General features: G+C 73.0%; 13 protein-coding genes. 6 read left to right on the plus strand and 7 right to left on the minus strand.

Features of this window, described 5'->3' with window-relative positions:
* Window positions 1–3: 3 nt before the first annotated feature.
* The 4 genes from ACF08N_RS13330 to rsmH all read right to left on the minus strand — a co-directional run bounded on the left by ACF08N_RS13330 (window position 4) and on the right by rsmH (window position 5,336).
* Entirely contained in the window at window positions 4–1,707 is a 1,704-nt protein-coding gene (locus ACF08N_RS13330; protein WP_392324714.1) for a UDP-N-acetylmuramoyl-L-alanyl-D-glutamate--2,6-diaminopimelate ligase, read from the minus strand.
* Window positions 1,708–1,724: 17 nt separating this feature from the next.
* A complete protein-coding gene (locus ACF08N_RS13335; RefSeq protein WP_392324715.1) occupies window positions 1,725–3,692 on the minus strand; it encodes a peptidoglycan D,D-transpeptidase FtsI family protein in 1,968 nt (655 codons plus the stop codon).
* A gap of 4 nt (window positions 3,693–3,696) precedes the next feature.
* The gene (locus ACF08N_RS13340; protein ID WP_392324716.1) at window positions 3,697–4,308 is read right to left on the minus strand and encodes a septum formation initiator family protein; all 612 of its coding nucleotides are present in this window, start codon (window positions 4,306–4,308) and stop codon (window positions 3,697–3,699) included.
* Between the two features lie 71 nt (window positions 4,309–4,379).
* Entirely contained in the window at window positions 4,380–5,336 is a 957-nt protein-coding gene (rsmH, locus tag ACF08N_RS13345) for a 16S rRNA (cytosine(1402)-N(4))-methyltransferase RsmH (protein WP_392324717.1), read from the minus strand.
* A gap of 281 nt (window positions 5,337–5,617) precedes the next feature.
* Between rsmH and ACF08N_RS13350 the strand changes: the two genes are divergently transcribed.
* From ACF08N_RS13350 to ACF08N_RS13365, 4 genes are all read left to right on the plus strand, one after another.
* The gene (locus tag ACF08N_RS13350; RefSeq protein WP_392324718.1) at window positions 5,618–6,163 is read left to right on the plus strand and encodes a beta-class carbonic anhydrase; all 546 of its coding nucleotides are present in this window, start codon (window positions 5,618–5,620) and stop codon (window positions 6,161–6,163) included.
* A gap of 196 nt (window positions 6,164–6,359) precedes the next feature.
* Complete coding sequence (locus tag ACF08N_RS13355; protein WP_392324719.1) at window positions 6,360–7,406, plus strand: AAA family ATPase; 1,047 nt, start codon at window positions 6,360–6,362, stop codon at window positions 7,404–7,406.
* Complete coding sequence (locus ACF08N_RS13360; protein ID WP_392324720.1) at window positions 7,406–8,776, plus strand: DUF58 domain-containing protein; 1,371 nt, start codon at window positions 7,406–7,408, stop codon at window positions 8,774–8,776. Before ACF08N_RS13355 ends, ACF08N_RS13360 begins: the two co-directional genes overlap by 1 nt.
* Window positions 8,773–11,310, plus strand: a complete 2,538-nt coding sequence (locus tag ACF08N_RS13365; RefSeq protein WP_392324721.1) for a DUF3488 and DUF4129 domain-containing transglutaminase family protein — start codon at window positions 8,773–8,775, stop codon at window positions 11,308–11,310. The genes ACF08N_RS13360 and ACF08N_RS13365 overlap by 4 nt, the downstream gene beginning before the upstream one ends.
* Before the next feature lie 207 nt (window positions 11,311–11,517).
* On the opposite strand, the gene ACF08N_RS13370 is transcribed toward ACF08N_RS13365, so the two are convergent.
* From ACF08N_RS13370 to ACF08N_RS13380, 3 genes are all read right to left on the minus strand, one after another.
* Entirely contained in the window at window positions 11,518–11,922 is a 405-nt protein-coding gene (locus tag ACF08N_RS13370) for a DUF3040 domain-containing protein (protein ID WP_392324722.1), read from the minus strand.
* Window positions 11,923–12,169: 247 nt separating this feature from the next.
* Window positions 12,170–12,886 (minus strand): class I SAM-dependent methyltransferase, encoded by a 717-nt coding sequence (locus ACF08N_RS13375; protein ID WP_392325047.1) that lies wholly within the window; start codon window positions 12,884–12,886, stop codon window positions 12,170–12,172.
* 266 nt (window positions 12,887–13,152) lie between these two features.
* Window positions 13,153–13,686, minus strand: coding sequence for an SAV_6107 family HEPN domain-containing protein (locus ACF08N_RS13380; protein ID WP_392324723.1), 534 nt, complete (start codon window positions 13,684–13,686; stop codon window positions 13,153–13,155).
* Between the two features lie 179 nt (window positions 13,687–13,865).
* On the opposite strand from ACF08N_RS13380, the gene ACF08N_RS13385 reads away from it, so the two are divergent.
* Together ACF08N_RS13385 and ACF08N_RS13390 are read left to right on the plus strand one after the other, a co-directional pair.
* Entirely contained in the window at window positions 13,866–14,948 is a 1,083-nt protein-coding gene (locus ACF08N_RS13385; protein ID WP_392324724.1) for an ATP-binding cassette domain-containing protein, read from the plus strand.
* On the plus strand, window positions 14,920–17,007 hold the full coding sequence (locus ACF08N_RS13390) for a YhgE/Pip family protein (RefSeq protein WP_392324725.1): 2,088 nt from the start codon (window positions 14,920–14,922) through the stop codon (window positions 17,005–17,007). The genes ACF08N_RS13385 and ACF08N_RS13390 overlap by 29 nt, the downstream gene beginning before the upstream one ends.
* The last annotated feature ends 17 nt before the right edge of the window (window positions 17,008–17,024 follow it).

Below are 17,024 nucleotides of genomic sequence, written 5' to 3' on the forward strand. Positions count from 1 at the left end.
GGGTCATCCCTGACTGTTCTCGTTTTCGGTGGCGCTGTGCTCCGGGCGCGCGATACCGCCCTGCGCCCGGATGGCCGCGCGCAGGACCTGACGGTCGTCGAACGGGCGGATCACTCCGGCGATGTCCTGGCCCTGCTCGTGTCCCTTGCCGGCGACGAGGACGGTGTCGCCGGGCAGGGCGCGGGCGACGGCGGCGGCGATCGCCGCGGCGCGGTCGGCCTCGACCAGGACGTCGCCGCGCTCGTGGATCGGCACCTCGGCGGCGCCGGCGAGCATGGCGGCGAGGATCGCGAGGGGGTCCTCGGAGCGCGGGTTGTCGGAGGTCAGTACGGCGGTGTCGGCCAGGCGTGCGACCGCGGCGCCCATCGGTCCGCGCTTGGTGATGTCGCGGTCGCCGCCGCAGCCGAGGACGACGTGCAGCCGGCCCCGGGTGACCTTGCGCAGGGAGCGCAGGACCGATTCGACGGCGTCGGTCTTGTGGGCGTAGTCGACGACGGCGAGGTACGGCTGGCCCGCGTCGACGCGCTCCAGCCGGCCGGGGACGCCGGGCACGGCGGCGATGCCGTCGGCGGCGGTCTGGGGTTCGATTCCGGCCACGGCGAGCGTGACGATCGCCGCGAGCGTGTTGGCGACGTTGAACGGGCCGGGCAGCGGCGCCTCGGCGCGGACCCGCTCGCCCTTGGGGCCGACGGCGATGAAGGTCGAGCCGACCGCGGTGACGTCGACGTCCTCGGCACGCCAGTCGGCGTCCGGGTGGCCCTCGGCGGAGAAGGTGGTGACCGGCACGGTCGCCTCCTCGACCAGCCTGCGGCCGTACTCGTCGTCGAGGTTGACGACCCCTTCCCGGCTGCGGCGCGGCGTGAACAGCTGCGCCTTGGCCTGGAAGTAGTCCTCCATGCCGGAGTGGAACTCCATGTGCTCGGGGCTGAGGTTGTTGAAGACCGCGACGTCGAAGACGCAGCCGTCGACCCGGCCGAGCACGAGGGCGTGGCTGGAGACCTCCATGGCGACCGAGTCCACGCCGCGTTCGCGCATGACGGCGAACAGGGCCTGGAGGTCGGTGGCTTCGGGCGTGGTGCGCTCGGACTTGATGCGCTCGTCGCCGATGCGCATCTCGACCGTGCCGATCAGACCCGTGGCACGGCCGGCCGCGCGCAGGCCGCCCTCGACGAGGTAGGCCGTGGTGGTCTTGCCGGAGGTGCCGGTGATGCCGATCTGGAGCAGGTGCTCGCCGGGCCGGCCGTAGATGTCGGCGGCGAGGTCGCCCATCCGGCCGCGCGGGTTGTCGGTGACCAGGACCGGCAGGCCGGTGGCCGCGGCGCGTTCGGCGCCCGCCTCGTCGGTGAGGATGGCGGCGGCCCCGAGGTCGGCGGCCTGCGGCGCGAAGTCGGCTCCGTGGAACCGGGCGCCGGGCAGGGCCGCGTACACGTCACCGGGGCGTACCGCCCGCGAGTCGTGGGTGATGCCGGTGATCTCTGCCCGGGCCTGCGTCTGCACCCCCAGCCGGGCGGCCAGTTCCCCGAGATCGGTCGGGCGGGGCCGCTTGGGGCGGGGCGCTCCCGGGTGTTTCGCGGGGTCGTCCTGCTGGGTGGTTCGGTACTGATCAGCGTGTGGCACGGCGGTGAGCGTACCGGGCGCAGGCGGCCCGGGGGAAAAAGAGGGGGCGTCCCCGGCTCGGTTCCCGGGTTGCGGGGTGATCGTTGTCACTGGTGGCTCCCTGAAGGTCACTCGCCGGGGTCGAAGGTCACGGGCAGCCGCGCGGGTGCCTTGCCGGTCGGCGCGACCTGCAGGGTCTTCAGCGCGAACTCCATGACCTTCTGGTAGACGGGCCCGCAGATCTGGCCGCCGAAGTAGCTGCCCCGGGTGGGGTTCTGGATGGCGCAGTAGACGGTCACCTCCGGGTTGTCGGCGGGGGCGAAACCGGCGAAGGAGGCGGTGTAGCCCTTGTAGCGGCCGAGTTGGGGGTCGACCCGGTTGGCCGTGCCTGTCTTTCCTGCGACGCGGTATCCGGGGATGCGCGCCTTGGTGCCGGTGCCCTCCTCGTCGTCGACGACGGATTCGAGCATGGCGGCGAGCGTCTTCGCGGTCTTCGCGCTGACCACGCGGGTCTTCCCGGGCTCGGGCGCCGCGGTGAAGTGCCCGTCGGGTCCCCTGGTGCCGCGGACGAGGGTGGGCTCGATGCGTACGCCGCCGTTGGCGATGGTCGAGTAGACGGACGCCGCCTGCAACGCGTTGATGGACAGGCCCTGGCCGAAGGGGATCGTGTACTGCTGCGAGGTGGACCAGTCGGCCGGCGCGGCGAGGATGCCGGCGGTCTCGCCCGGGTAGCCGAGCCCGCTGGTGCTGCCGAGGCCGAACTTGCGCAGATAGGAGTGCAGCACCTCGTTGGCCTCGCGCTGGGTCCTCCCCAGCTGGCCGGTCGCGAGGATGGTGCCGATGTTGCTGGACTTGGCCAGGACGCCGTTGAGCGTCAGGTACCAGGTGGGGTGGTCGATGTCGTCCTTGAAGAGCCGGTCGCCGCGGTGCAGGCGGTTGGGGACGACGACGTGGGTGCCGGGGGTGGCCTTCTTCTCCTCCAGCACGGCGGCCATGGACATGACCTTGGCGGTGGAGCCCGGCTCGTAGGCGTCCTGGAGCGCGGCGTTGCCCATGGCAGTGGCGTTGGCCTGGCTGAGGTCGTTCGGGTCGAAGCCGGGGGCGTTGGCCATGGCGAGGATCTCGCCGGTGCGGGTGTTCTGCACGATCACATAGCCGCGGTCCGCCCTGGACTTGCCGACCTGGTCCTCGATGGCCTTCTGGGCGGCCCACTGGATGTCCCGGTCGATCGTGAGCTCGATGTCGGAGCCGGGGACGGCGGGCACCTCGCGGGAACCGGCGGTCGGGACGCGCCGGCCGCCGGACTGGGCGTAGGTGACGGTGCCGTCCTTGCCGGCGAGCGCCTCGTCGAGCATGGACTCGATGCCGCCGCCGCCGCGGCCCTCACCGTTGACATATCCCAGTATCCCGGCGGCGAGATCGCCGTTCGGGTACACGCGCTTGCTGCTGGGCTCCTGGAAGACACCCGCCAGGACATTGGCGCCGGGGCCGCCCCTGCGCTTGTCGGCGGCTGCCTTCTGCGCGTAGACGCTCTTGAGGTCCTTGATCTGGTTCCACACCTGGGGGGTCTGGCGGCGGGCCAGTACGGCGTAGCGGGACCCCGGCTTCTTGAGCCTCTTGGCGAGCGTGGTGGCGTCGGCCTGGAGGATGGGGGCGAGCAGCGCGGCCGCCTGTTCGGGCGCGTCCGTGGCCTTGCTCTCCTCGGGCGTGAACATCTTCGGGTCGGCGGTGATGTCGTGCGCGTCGACGGAGGTGGCGAGCGCGATCCCGGCCCGGTCGGTGATCTCGCCGCGCTCGGCGGCGAGGGTGTAGCTGAAGTAGCGGTTCTTCTCCGCCTTGGCCGCGTACGCGCTGGCGTCGACGGCCTGCACCTGGAGCAGCCGTACGACGAAGGCCAGCATCACGAGGGTGAGGCCCAGGCTGACCAGCCGGAGCCGGGGCCGTGGGCTGCCCAGCGTGATGGTGCGCGGGGCGGGGCGCCGGGCCGGGCGTGCGCCGCGGGACGCGGGGCGCCGGGCCGGGCGGCCGGAGGGCGGCGCGGAGGGCCGCCGGGCGGGGCCCGGCACACGCCGCCGCGGGGGCTGCTGGGAGGGCACTGCGTCACCTGCCGGTGGTCGTCGGGATCGGCTGCGGGGACGTGCTGAACGGGGCGGCGCCGGGTCCGGTCCCCTGGGGGGTGCCTTGCTGCGACTGCGGCGCGGGGGACGACGCGGCCGGCGAAGACGCGGCCGGGGCGGAGGGCGCCGGGAGGACCGGGGGCGCGGCGGTGGGGGACGCCGACGGCGTGGCGGAGGGGGCCGGCGTCTCGGTGACCTGCTGCGGCTCCGGGTCGGGCGACGGCAGGGCGGTGGCCTTGCCCGGGACACCCCGGACCCTGCCGTCCGGGCCGAGGAAGGCGGGGCTGCCGCCGGGGACCATGCCCAGTTCGCGGGCGCGGCGCTCGAGGGCGTCGGGTGCGGAGTAACTGTCGACGTCCCGCTGGAGCGCCTGCTGCTGGTCGGTGAGCTCGGTGGTCTTCTTCTTCAGCTCGCTCAGCTCGAAGGAGCCCTGGCTCAGGGAGGAGTTGAGCATCAGCAGGGTGATCAGCCCGCCCGACAGGAGCAGGACGACCAGCAGGACGAAGGGGGTGCGGGCGGCGGTGCTCGGCCCCGACGGCATCAGCCGCGCGAGCCGCGCGGCTCTCCCTTTCACCTGCTTGGCCGCTGTGCTCAAGGTGTCCTCCGCATCGTTTCCGTGCCGCCGTTCACCCGCGTGTGCCGCTCACCCGCGCCTGTGCGCCTCGCTCACGCGATGTCCTCGCGGATGCGTTCCGCCGCCCGCAGACGCGCGGGGGCCGCGCGGCGGTTCTGGGCGACCTCTTCGTCGGTGGGCAGCTCGGCGCCGCGGGTGAGCAGCTTCAGCCGGGGCTGGTACTGCTCCGGGACGACGGGCAGCCCGGGGGGCGCGGTGTTGGCGGCGCCCGCCGCGAAGACCTGCTTGACCAGCCGGTCCTCGAGGGAGTGGTACGACAGGACCGCGATGCGTCCGCCGACGCGGAGCGCGGCGACGGCAGCGGGAATGGCGTGCTCCAGCACGGTCAGCTCCCCGTTGACCTCGATGCGCAGTGCCTGGAAGGTGCGCTTGGCCGGGTTGCCGCCGGTGCGCTTGGCGGCCTGCGGCAGCGCGTCCCGGATGAGCTCGACCAGGCGGGCGCTGTTGCTGAACGGCTCCTTCTCCCGCTCGCGCACGATCGCGGAGACGATCCGCTTGGCCTGCTTCTCCTCGCCATAGGCGCGCAGGATGCGCACGAGTTCGCCCGGCGGGTAGGTGTTGAGGACCTCCGCGGCGCTCATCCCGGTCGTCTGGTCCATGCGCATGTCGAGCGGGGCGTCCTGGGCGTACGCGAAGCCGCGGTCGGCCTCGTCCAGCTGCATGGAGGAGACGCCGAGGTCGAACAGGACGCCGTCGACGCGCGGGACGCCGAGGCGGTCGAGGACGGCGGGCAGTTCGTCGTAGACGGCGTGGACGAGCGTGGCGCGGTCACCGAACCGGGCGAGCCGCTCGCCGGACAGGCGCAGCGCCTCCTTGTCCCGGTCCAGGGCGATCAGTCGTACCTCGGGGAACTGCGTCAGCAGGGCCTCGCTGTGTCCGCCGAGGCCGAGGGTGCAGTCGACGACGACCGCACCGGGCCTCCGCAGGGCCGGGGCCAACAGGTCCAGGCACCGCTGGAGCATCACCGGGACGTGTCGGGTCTGGCTCATGCGCCCTCTCAGGTCCGGCGCGGGCGGGTCAGGGCCGGGCCGTGCGTACGCCGCGCACGCGGGGAAGTGTGGGGAATGTACGGGATGCCACCGAATGTGCTGATGACGTCCGGGAACTGCGCGTCACTTTAGTCCACTGGTACGGCCGGTCAATCAACCGGGCAGCGCGTCGCACCGGCCTCGATGCCACGCTTGTGGGTTACCTCACAACAAGGCGCGTTGACGTTCTTTGTCCGTCCTCACAGCGGGCCCGCACCCCCCGTGACCGTTACCTTCGAGCCATGTCGACTTCTGCTCAGCAGTCCCCCGCCGAGGCCGTCCGCACCGGCGGAACCGTCACCGACCGCCTCGTCGAGGCCAACGAGCGCTATGCCGCCGACTTCCGGGACCCCGGAATGGACGCCCGCCCCGTCCTCCAGGTCGCCGTGGTGGCCTGCATGGACGCCCGGCTCGACCTGCACGCGGCGCTCGGACTGGAACTCGGCGACTGCCACACCATCCGCAACGCCGGCGGCGTCGTCACCGACGACGTCATCCGCTCGCTCACCATCAGCCAGCGCGCCCTCGGCACCCGCAGCGTGATACTCGTCCACCACACCGGCTGCGGTCTGGAGAGCCTCACCGAGGACTTCCGGATCGAGCTGGAGGAGGAGGTCGGCCAGCGGCCGGCGTGGGCGGTCGAGGCGTTCCGCGACGTCGACCAGGACGTGCGCCAGTCGATGCAGCGGGTGCGGACCTCGCCGTTCCTGCTGCACACGGACGACGTCCGTGGCTTCGTCTTCGACGTCACGACGGGCCTGCTGAGGGAGATCGACCCTGCTGAGTGACCGCTCGGCCACCCGATAAATGGGTCAACCCCGGCATATCCCTCTCAGTTGTCCACAGGCAAGTGACACGACGTGGTGACGCCAACAAGAATGCGGGTGTGACGCCATCCGGAACCTCCGGGGACGGTGTCGTGTTTCGGGGTGGGCCGTGTCGTCTCATGCGCACAGGCCCTATGAACGGGCCGAGGAGGGCCGGGTGACGACCTATGACGATCGAGCGAGCCTCACGGATCTGACCACGACGGCGGAGCGTGTCCGCAGGTCGGTGGAGAGCGTGATCGAGGGCAAGCCTGAGGTCGTACGGCTTTCGCTGACAGTGCTGCTCGCCGAGGGACATCTGCTCATCGAGGATGTCCCCGGCGTGGGCAAGACGATGCTGGCCAAGGCGCTGGCGCGTTCCATCGACTGCTCGGTGCGGCGCATCCAGTTCACGCCGGACCTGCTGCCCTCGGACATCACCGGTGTGTCGATCTTCGACCAGCAGCGGCGCGAGTTCGAGTTCAAGCCGGGCGCGATCTTCGCGCAGATCGTGATCGGCGACGAGATCAACCGCGCCTCGCCCAAGACCCAGTCCGCGCTGCTGGAGTCCATGGAGGAGCGCCAGGTCACTATCGACGGGCACAGCTACGAGCTGCCCGACCCGTTCATGGTGGTCGCCACGCAGAACCCGGTGGAGATGGAGGGCACCTATCCGCTGCCGGAGGCCCAGCGCGACCGCTTCATGGCGCGCGTGTCCATCGGGTACCCGAGCGCGGCCGCCGAGCTGCAGATGCTCGACGTGCACGGCGGCGTCTCGCCGCTCGACGACCTCCAGCCGGTGGCGCACGCCCACGACATCGTGAAGCTGATCGATGCCGTGCGCGCGGTGCACGTCGCCGAGTCCGTCCGCAGGTACGCGGTGGACCTCGTCTCGGCCACCCGCAGCCACCCCGACCTGAGGCTCGGCGCCTCCCCGCGCGCCACCCTGCATCTGCTGCGCGCCGCCAAGGCGTCCGCGGCCCTCAGCGGCCGCGAGTACGCCCTGCCGGACGACGTCCAGGCGCTCGCCGTGCAGGTGCTCGCCCACCGTCTGCTGCCCACCGCGCAGGCCCAGCTGGCCCGGCGCACCGCCGAGCAGGTCGTCCTGGACATCGTCCAGCGCACCCCCGTGCCCACCACCGGCAGCGCCGACGGCGCCTACCTGACGGGCCCGCAGGGTCAGCAGCCGCTGTACGGGCAGCAGCCCGGCGCCCGGCGGCTGTGATGTCCGCCGCACGGCCCGCCGCTCCCCCGGGCCCGGAGGGCGAGGACAAGGGCGGAGTACGGGCCGCGCTCGGCGGGCTCACGACGCGCGGCCGCTCGTTCCTCGCCGCCGGAGTGGCCGCCGCGGCCTGCGCGTACGTGCTGGGCCAGAGCGACTTGCTGCGGGTCGGACTGCTCCTCGCCGTCCTCCCGCTGATCTGCGTCGCCGTGCTGTACCGCACCCGCTACCGGGTCGCGGCGAGCCGGCGGCTGTCCCCCTCGCGGGTGCCCGCCGGCTCGGAGGCGCGCGTGCATCTGCGCATGGACAACGTGTCGCGAATGCCCACCGGACTGCTGATGCTCCAGGACCACGTGCCGTACGTGCTCGGCCCCCGGCCGCGGTTCGTGCTGGACCGGGTGGAGGCGGGCGGCCGGCGCGAGGTGTCCTACCGGGTGCGGTCGGACCTGCGCGGCCGGTATCCGCTCGGCCCGCTGCAGCTGCGCCTGAGCGACCCGTTCGGCATGTGCGAACTGACCCGTTCCTTCAGCGCGTACGACATCCTCACCGTCATCCCGCGCACCGAGGTCCTGCCCGCCGTGCGGCTGGCCGGCGAGGCGTCGGGCTACGGCGACGGCCGCCAGCGCACGCTGGCGCTAGCCGGTGACGACGACATCATCCCGCGCGCCTACCGCTACGGGGACGACCTGCGACGGGTCCACTGGCGCTCGACCGCGCGCTACGGCGAGCTGATGGTCCGGCGCGAGGAGCAGCCCCAGCGCGCGCGGTGCACGGTCCTGCTGGACACCCGAGGGGTCGCCTACCAGGGCGCCGGCCCGGACTCGGCCTTCGAGTGGGCCGTCTCGGCAGCCGCTTCGGCCCTGGTGCACCTCCTGGAGCGCGGCTTCGCGGTCCGGCTGCTGACCGACACGGGCACCTCGGTGCCGGGCACGGGAGCCGAGGGCTTCGCCGGCTCGCAGGAGTCCGCGGACTCCGCGGGCCTGATGCTCGACACGCTCGCGGTTGTCGACCACTCCGACGGGGCGGGCCTGTCCCGCGCGATCGATGTCCTGCGCGGCGGCACCGGCGGCGGGAACGAAGGGCTGCTCGTCGCCTTCTTCGGCGACCTCGACGAGGAGCAGGCGGCGCTCGCGGCCCGGATGCGGCAGCGCAGCGGCTCCGCGGTCGCCTTCGTGCTGGACAGCGGGACATGGGTCACCGGTGGCGCCGTGACGGGCGCGGTCGACGAGCGGCTGCGGCAGCTGCGCGAGGCGGGCTGGACGGCGCTGTCCGTGCCTCCGGGCACACCGCTGACGGATCTGTGGCAGCAGGCGGGCCGGGAGCGCACCCAGGCTCCCGGTGGTACGAACGGGTTCTCGGGGGGTTGGTCATGAGCGGTCGGGCGAGGCTCGCCCTGTGCTCCTACGCCGCCACGCTGATGGCGGCGGGAGCGCTGCTGCCGCTGGTCGATCCGGCCGGCTGGATGCTGCAGGCGGCGTTCCTGCTGGCGCTGCAGAGCGGCGTCGGCGCGCTGGCCCGGCGGGTGCCGCTGGCCGGGGCGCTGACGATCGGCGCGCAGGCGCTGGTCACCCTGCTGGCGCTCACCGTGGTGTTCGTCCGCGACTCGGCGGTGCTCTGGCTGATTCCGGGCCCGGAGGCGTTCGCCCACTTCGGACAGCTGTTCAACGCGGGCTACGACGACGTCGGCCGGTACGCGATCCCCGCGCCGGCCACCGACGGCATCCGGCTGATGCTCATCGGCGGGGTGCTGCTGATCGGTTTGGCGGTGGACGCGCTGGCCGTCACGTACCGCAGCGCGGCACCGGCCGGTCTGCCGCTGCTCGCGCTCTACACGGTGGCGGCGGGTCTCTCCGACGGCGGAGCGGGCTGGCTCTGGTTCCTGCTGGCCGCCTCCGGCTATCTGCTGCTCCTGCTCGCCGAGGGCCGCGACAGGCTCTCCCAGTGGGGCCGTGTGTTCGGCGGGCCACCGCCGGGCGCGTCGCGGGCGGCCGGCGGGTTCGAGCCGGGCGGGGCGGCGCATGCCCCGGTCCGCACCGGCCGGCGCATCGGCGTGGTCGCCCTCGGCGTGGCTCTGGCCGTACCGGCGGTGCTGCCCGCCCTGGACGGCGGCCTGTTCGGCGGGACGGGCGGCGGTGCGGGCCAGGGCGGGGGCGGCGGCGGCACGATCTCCGCGGTCAATCCGCTGGTCTCGCTCCAGGACAGCCTCAACCAGCCGCAGAACCGCGAGGTCCTGCGCTACCGGACCAACGCGCCCGACACCCAGGGCATGTACCTGCGCATCGTCGCCCTCGACCGCTTCGACGGCACCGCATGGCGTTCCTCCGAGCGCAAGGTGCAGGGCGTGCCGGAGCGGCTGCCGGAGCCGGACGGCCTGAGTCCGGCGGTCGGCGTCACCGAGATCAAGACGAATCTGTCAGCCGCGGGTTCGTACAAGCAGAGCTGGCTGCCGATGCCCTACCCGGCGACGAAGGTCGCCATCGACGGACGCTGGCGTTACGAGCCGGCGGGGCGGACCCTGGTCGGCGACCGCGGCCAGACCACGGGCGGCGTGCAGTACTCGGTGAACAGCCTGGTCATACGGCCCACACGGGAGCAGCTCGCGCAGGCGATGGCACCGCCGTCCGAGCTCAAGCTCGAGTACACCCGCGTGCCCGACGTCCTGCCGGAGTCGGTCGAGGAGACGGCCCTGCGGGTGACCCGGGGCTCCGCGAACGACTTCGAGCGGGCGACGAAGCTGCAGGAGTGGTTCGCCGAGGACGGCGGCTTCACCTACAACACGCAGGTGCGTTCGGGCACGGGCGTCGCCGCGATCAGCCGCTTCCTCAAGGACAAGCAGGGCTTCTGCGTCCACTTCTCGTTCTCGATGGCCGCGATGGCCCGGACGCTGGGCATCCCGGCGCGGGTCGCGGTCGGCTTCACACCGGGCAGTCCGCAGTCCGACGGCACGATGTCGGTCGGTCTGCGCGACGCGCACGCCTGGCCGGAGCTGTACTTCGAGGGCGTTGGCTGGACCAGGTTCGAGCCGACACCGAGCCGGGGCTCGGTGCCGGAGTACGCGCAGGAGGAGGCGCCGTCGGGCGGTGCGACGGACCCGGCCCGGCCGGAGGCCGGTGACACGGCCCAGCCGTCGGCGCAGCCGGTCGCCCCGGACGCCTGCCCCGAGCCCGAGCGCCGCCTCGGCGAGTGCGGGGCGGCGGCGCCGCGCGACGTCGAACAGCGGACGGACGAGGGCTTCCCGTGGCAGGCGGTGCTCTTCACGGGTCTGGGCGTCGTCGCCGTGGTGCTGGTGCTCCTGATTCCCCTGCTGTGGCGGATCATGGCGCGGACGCGGCGGCTGAGCGCGGTGGGCCAGACCCCGCCGAAGCCCGGCGCAAAGTCCACGCGCAAGAGCCCGGGGAAGGGCGCCGGGAAGGACTCGGGGGCCGTCGATCCCCTCGGGGACGGTGCTCCCGCTCGGGCGGGTGCCGGGTTCGTGGCGCCGGTGGAGGATCCGGCGGGGACACTGGCGGTCTGGCAGGAGATCACGGACACCGCCTGGGACCTCGGCATCCTGCCCGACGAGTCCCAGACGCCCAGGAAGGCCGCGGCGCGCATCGTCAGGCTGGGCAAGCTGACGGACGAGCCGGCGGCGGCGATGCACCGCACGGCGCGGGCGGTCGAACAGGTCCTGTACGCCCCCGCCCCGCTCCCGGCCACCGGCCTGGCGGACGACGCCCACCTGATCCGCGAGGGCCTGCGGGAGGGCGTGAACCTCCGGACCCGGCTGCGGGCGCTGCTGCTGCCCCGGTCGTCGGTACGGGTGGTCTGGGCGCTGTCGGCCCGCTGGGAGACACTGCGCCCCCGCCTGCCCCTGAACAGCCGAGCCCTGCGCCAGCGCTTCCCCCGCCTGACGAAGCAACGCGGCTGAGCGGGGCCGCCCTTGCCCACGTGGGGCGGGCCGGGACGGGCCATGGCCAACCCGGCGCCTGTTCCGGGCCTGGGGTCCGGGGCTCGTCCCCGCGCGGCGCCTCGGACGTGGGCCGCGGCCCTCCGCGACCGGATCAGCAGACAGGAGTGAGGGGCGACGCTCGACGCGTCGCCCCTCACTCCTGTCTCTGGTCCGGCAGCCGCCGGATCACTGGCCCTGTTGCTCGTCTCGGCGGCGCTGCCACCGCTGTTCGATCCGGTCCATCATCGACCTTCGCGGGTGGGCCTGCCGACGCCCGGCCGAACCGCTGTCGCCGGCGGCGGCCTGCTGCTCGCCCGGCTTCGGCGCCTTGCGCCACCCGGTGACCGCGAGAACCGCGCAGCCGAGCATCACGAGGAAGCCCACGACGCTGACCCAGATCTGCTGCGCGACCATTCCGGCCATGAGGAGCGCGATACCCACCAGGAAGCCTGCGACTGCCTGGTAGACCCGTCGCCGGGTGTACGTACGCAGCCCGCTTCCCTCGAGCGCTGTAGCGAACTTGGGATCTTCGGCGTACAGCGCTCGCTCCATCTGCTCGAGCATTCGCTGCTCGTGCTCCGAGAGCGGCACGGAGTCCTCCTCGTCGTCGGTCGCGGGGGCGACCGGTATGCGGCCCTTTCAGGATAGGCAGGGATTCGCCCCCGTGAAACCCGCCCTCTCACCAAACCAGTCCGGGCCGCCATGCCCGATCGAAGTTACTGAGGCGTTGATTCCCCAACCTCCGATCCGTCATGCCGGACGGTGTCCCCCGATCATACGGGGCCGAGCCCACGATCGGGGGGTCTGTGGCGTACTCCATCTGCGGCTGCGCCCCTGATCAGCCCCGCTTCTCTCCCAGTACGTGCAGCTGGGTGGCGACGGAATGGAAGGCGGCGACTTCGGCGGCCGCCTCTTCCAGCTTGAGCAGCGCCTCAAGGGCACCCGGCTCCGTGTCGACCAGTACGCCCGGGACGAGGTCGGCGAAGATCCGTACGCCGTGGACCGCGGAGATCTCCGCTCCCGCACCGGCGACCAGCTCGGTGAGCTGGTCGGCGGTGAACCGGCGCGGCACCGGGTCGCCCTCGCCCCATCGCCCGTCGGGGTCGCTCAGCGCGTGGCGCGCCTCGGCGAAGTGGCCGGCGAGTGCTCGGGACAGGACCGCCCCGCCGAGCCCGGCGGCGAGGAGGCTGATCGCACCGCCCGGACGCAGGGCGTCCACCGCGTTGCGCACGCCCTCGGCCGGGTCGTCCACGTACTCCAGGACTCCATGGCACAGCACCGCGTCGAAGCTGCCTCGCTCGACGACGTCGAACACGCCGTGGACATCGCCCTGGACGCCGCGCACCCGGTCCGCGACGCCGGCCTCGGCCGCCCGGCGCTCGAGGGCGAACAAGGCGTTCGGGCTGGGGTCGACGACCGTGACGCGGTGGCCGAGGCGGGCGAGGGGCACCGCGAACTTACCGGTGCCGCCGCCGGTGTCGAGGACATCCAGGGAGTCGGCACCGGCCGCCTTGACCCGGCGGTCGATGGCGTCCTTGAGGACTTCCCAGACCACGGCGGTGCGCAGCGAGGCACGGGAGGGTCGCGGTGGGGTCTCCCCACCGGAGGCAGGGGAAGGGTCCGACACGGCAGTTGACTCCTCGGGCGATGTGCTGGTGAGACGCCATCCACCCTATTGCCTCCTCCCCGCTGCGCAGCGCTCCGTCTCATCTCGTCCCACGGCGTCCTCCCGGCCCGGGCCGCCGACCCGCTCGGCCGCCTGCGGCGGCTGAGGTGACTGAGGTGGCTGAGGCGGCCCTGGGGCTCCGGGGGCTGCGACTGCTACGACGGCTGCGGCCGGTGCTCGGCCCTCGGCTGGGGCAGCACCGGCTGCAGCACGAGCAGCCGCTCGACCAGGCGCAGGAACATCGCGGCGTCCCGCAGCAGGTCGTCGGCGTCACGGGCGCTGGCGGCGCCCCTGATCCCGGCCTCGGCACGGGCCCGGCGCTCGGCTCCGGAGGCGAAGAGCAGGCTCCACTCGGCCAGCTCGGGCGCTATCTCGGGCAGGACCTCCCACGCGCTGCGGATGCGCTGTCGGCGCCGGGGGCTGGTCTCGGGCCGGCCACGGGCGGCGAGCACGGCGGCGGCGGTGCGCAGCGCGGCGAGATGCGCCGTCGCGTAGCGCTCGTTCGGCTGGTCCAGGGCGGCGGCCTCCTCGAGACCTGAGCGCGCCTGGGCGAGCAGGTCGAGGGCGGGCGGGGGTGCCGAGGCCCGTCGCAGGACGGGGTGGACGTCGTGGGCGGGACCGGTCAGTGAGGGGGCAGGGCCGGTGGCGCGGCGCCGGGACGCGGCAGCAGCTACGGAGTGGCTGGCCATGACGAGCCTCCTGTCGTCGTGTGACGGCGCTGTGGCCGTATGTGTCCATCGTGAGGGCGACCACTGACAATCCGCTCCGACCTGCGGCTTTGCGTCGATCAAGGGCTCGGGGGTAGCTTCTGCACTGACTGGTCAGTTCAAAGATGGTGGTGACAGTGCGCAATCAGGGGGCGGGGGCCGTGCAGAGCCCGCACGGGGCGGCCGTGGCCGCCGAGGGCCTCGGACTCAGGGGGCCACGCGGCTGGGCGTTCCGGGCGGTCGACATCGACGCGGCGCCGGGCTCGCTCGTCGCGATCGAGGGCCCATCGGGATCCGGACGCACCTGCCTGCTGCTCGCGCTCACCGGCCGGATGCGCCCCTCCGAGGGCCGTGCCGAGGTCGGCGGGCTGCGGCTGCCGCGCCAGATGGCGGCCGTCCGGCGGATCAGCGCGCTCGGTCCCGTGCCGGGCGTCAGCGATCTCGATCCGGCACTGACCGTCGCCGAGCACCTTCGCGAGCGCGCCCTGCTCCAGCGCCGCTTCGACGGCTCGCTGCGGGCCCTGCTGCGTCCGCGCGCCGAGCGGGCCGCCGAGGCGCAGGGCCGCATCGACCGCGCTCTGGCCGCCGCCGGGCTGGACCTCGCCGCGCTCCCCAAGCAGGAGCGGACGGCGGTACGCGACCTGGAGCGACTGGAGGAGCTGCGCCTGTCCGTCGCGCTCGCGCTGATCGGCGGCCCCCGGCTGCTCGCCGTCGACGACACGGACATGAAGCTCTCGGACGACGAACGCGCCGCGGCCTGGGCGCTGCTGGGCGAGGTCGCCGAGGGCGGCACGACTGTGCTGGCGGTGTGCAGCCAGGCCCCGCAGAACGCGACCGTCGTCCTCCGCACGACCCCGGCCGCGGCCCCTGCGGATGCCGCTGAGGCAGCAGGGGCCGCCGACGCGGCGGCCGGGCCCCGCGCCGGCAGGCGAGACGCCGACGGCGCGATGGACCACGGCGGCGCTACAGCGGCCGCGGAGCGGCCTGGCCGGCCGGACGGGGCCGCCGGGGCCGACGAGCCGGCGGCGGCCAACCAGACCGCCGGCGCCGACCCGACACAGCCCCCCGCGACCGCCGGGGCCGACCAGTCGGCGGCGGCCAACCAGACCGCCCACGCGCGCAAGGCCGACCGGCCGGACCACTCCGGCGAGGCCCCCGAGGCCGACGGAGCCGGCCGCCGCAACCACAAGGACACCATCGAGGAGGGGGCGGCCGATGCGATCGCCGAAACTGGCCGCGCTTGAGCTGAAGCGCTTCGGCAGGGGAAAGCTGCCGCGCGCCGCGCTCGTCGCCGTACTGCTGCTGCCGCTGCTGTACGGAGCGCTGTACCTGTGGTCCTTCTGGGACCCGTACAGCCGGCTCGACAAGATCCCCGTCGCCCTCCTCAACGACGACAAGGGCGCCACAGCCGGCGGCAAGAAGGTGACCGCCGGTGACGAGATCACCGAGGGCCTGCGCGACAGCGAGGTCTTCGAGTGGCACGAGGTGAGCGACGCCGAGGCCCGGGAGGGCGTCGAGGACGGCACGTACTACCTGTCGCTGACCATGCCCGAGGACTTCAGCGAGCGCATCGCCTCCAGTTCGGGCGACTCCCCGGAGACCGGCGCGCTCCAGGTCCGTACGAACGACGCCAACAACTACATCGTCGGGCAGATCTCCCGGACAGTGTTCTCCGAGGTACGCACGGCCGCGTCGACGAACGCCTCGCGAGGCTTCCTCGACCGCATCTTCATCTCGTTCTCCGACATCCACGACGCCACTGAGGATGCGGCCAAGGGCGCCGACAAGCTGAAGGACGGTGTCGGAAAGGCCAAGAAGGGCTCGAAGGACCTCGCGGACGGCCTCGAGGACGCCAAGGACGGCAGCGGGAAGCTGGCCGGCGGCATCAGCAGGCTGAACAAGGGCGCGGGCGAGCTGGAGACCGGTGCCCGCCAGGTCGCCGCCGGCACCCAGGAGCTCGCCGACAAGGTCAACGGCATCGCCGCCGACGTCCGTCCGTACCTCAAGGACAACGGCAGGAGCATCGGTCACACGGCCCAGCTGGTGGCGGACTCCTCGCGCGCGGTGCGCCACAACCTCGACCTCCTGGCGAGGAACGCCCCGCAGAAGGCCCGGCTCGCCCACGCATCGGCCGACGAGCTGAGCGAGATGTACCGCACGCGGTGCGAGGAGAACCTGCTCCCCGACCCCGCCTTCTGCCCCGCCCTGAAGCGCGCCGAGGTCACCGCTGCGGACGTGGCCGCGATCGCCGACGACGTGAACGCCCTCGTCGCCGACAACAACGGCGACCTGAAGGCGATGACCGGTCACCTCAAGAAGCTGGAGAAGCAGGCGGACGACCTCGCCAGGCGCTCGCCCCGACTGGACGAGGACCTGGAGTACGCCGTCCGCAAGATCAACGAGCTCAACAAGGGCGCGCACAAGGTCGCCCGCGGAGCCGACACACTGCACACCGGACTGACCGGCGCGAAGTCCGGTTCCTCGGATCTCGACGCGGGCGTGGGCCGGCTCAAGAAGGGCGCGGGCGACCTGGACGGCGGTCTGTTCCGGCTGTCCGGCGGTTCCAAGGAGCTGGCCGGCGGCCTGAACGAGGGCGTGGCGAAGATCCCGGACTACGACGAGAAGGACCGTGACCGGCGTACGGAGGTCATGGCCGACCCGGTCCAGCTGGCGGCCCAGTCGCTGCACAAGGCGCCCAACTACGGCACCGGCTTCGCCCCTTACTTCATCCCGCTGTCCCTGTGGGTCGGCTCGATGGTCGCGTACATGATCATCCAGCCGCTGAACCGGCGGGCGCTCGCGGCAGGCGCATCCGCCTGGCGGATCGCGCTGGCCGGCTGGCTGCCGGTGGCCGCGATCGGTCTGCTCCAGGTCGCCGCCCTGCTGTCCGTGCTGCACTGGGGGCTCGGCCTGAGGATGGCCCAGGCCGCGGGCACCGTCGCCTTCCTGGCCCTGGTCACCTGTTGCTTCGCGGCGATCATCCAGTGGCTCAACGCCCGCTTCGGCGCGGCGGGCCGGATCCTCGTCCTCGCGGTGCTGATGCTTCAGCTGACCAGCGCGGGCGGCACCTACCCGGTCCAGACGAGCCCGGCGTTCTTCAACGCCATCCACCCCTTCCTGCCGATGAGTTACGTCGTGGAGGCGCTGCGCCGGCTCATCACGGGCGGCGGGCTCGGTCCGGTGTGGCAGGCGAGCGTCGTGCTCGCCGCCTTCACCGCGGGCGCCCTCGCGCTCACCGCGGTCTCCGCCCGGCGCAAGCAGGTGTGGACACTCGACCGGCTGCACCCCGAGCTGAGTCTGTGACGGTGCGCGACCTGTGA

This window comes from Streptomyces sp. NPDC015127 (assembly GCF_043080095.1).
In the GTDB taxonomy this organism is placed as follows: domain Bacteria; phylum Actinomycetota; class Actinomycetes; order Streptomycetales; family Streptomycetaceae; genus Streptomyces.

Bases quoted from the DNA above. Each gene is read 5' to 3' on its own strand.
- rsmH (WP_392324717.1), bottom strand. From the start codon at position 5,336: ATGAGCCAGACCCGACACGTCCCGGTGATGCTCCAGCGGTGCCTGGAC.
- ACF08N_RS13360 (WP_392324720.1), top strand. From the start codon at position 7,406: ATGTCCGCCGCACGGCCCGCCGCTCCCCCGGGCCCGGAGGGCGAGGAC.
- ACF08N_RS13350 (WP_392324718.1), top strand. From the start codon at position 5,618: ATGTCGACTTCTGCTCAGCAGTCCCCCGCCGAGGCCGTCCGCACCGGC.
- ACF08N_RS13380 (WP_392324723.1), bottom strand. From the start codon at position 13,686: ATGGCCAGCCACTCCGTAGCTGCTGCCGCGTCCCGGCGCCGCGCCACC.
- ACF08N_RS13365 (WP_392324721.1), top strand. From the start codon at position 8,773: ATGAGCGGTCGGGCGAGGCTCGCCCTGTGCTCCTACGCCGCCACGCTG.
- ACF08N_RS13390 (WP_392324725.1), top strand. From the start codon at position 14,920: ATGCGATCGCCGAAACTGGCCGCGCTTGAGCTGAAGCGCTTCGGCAGG.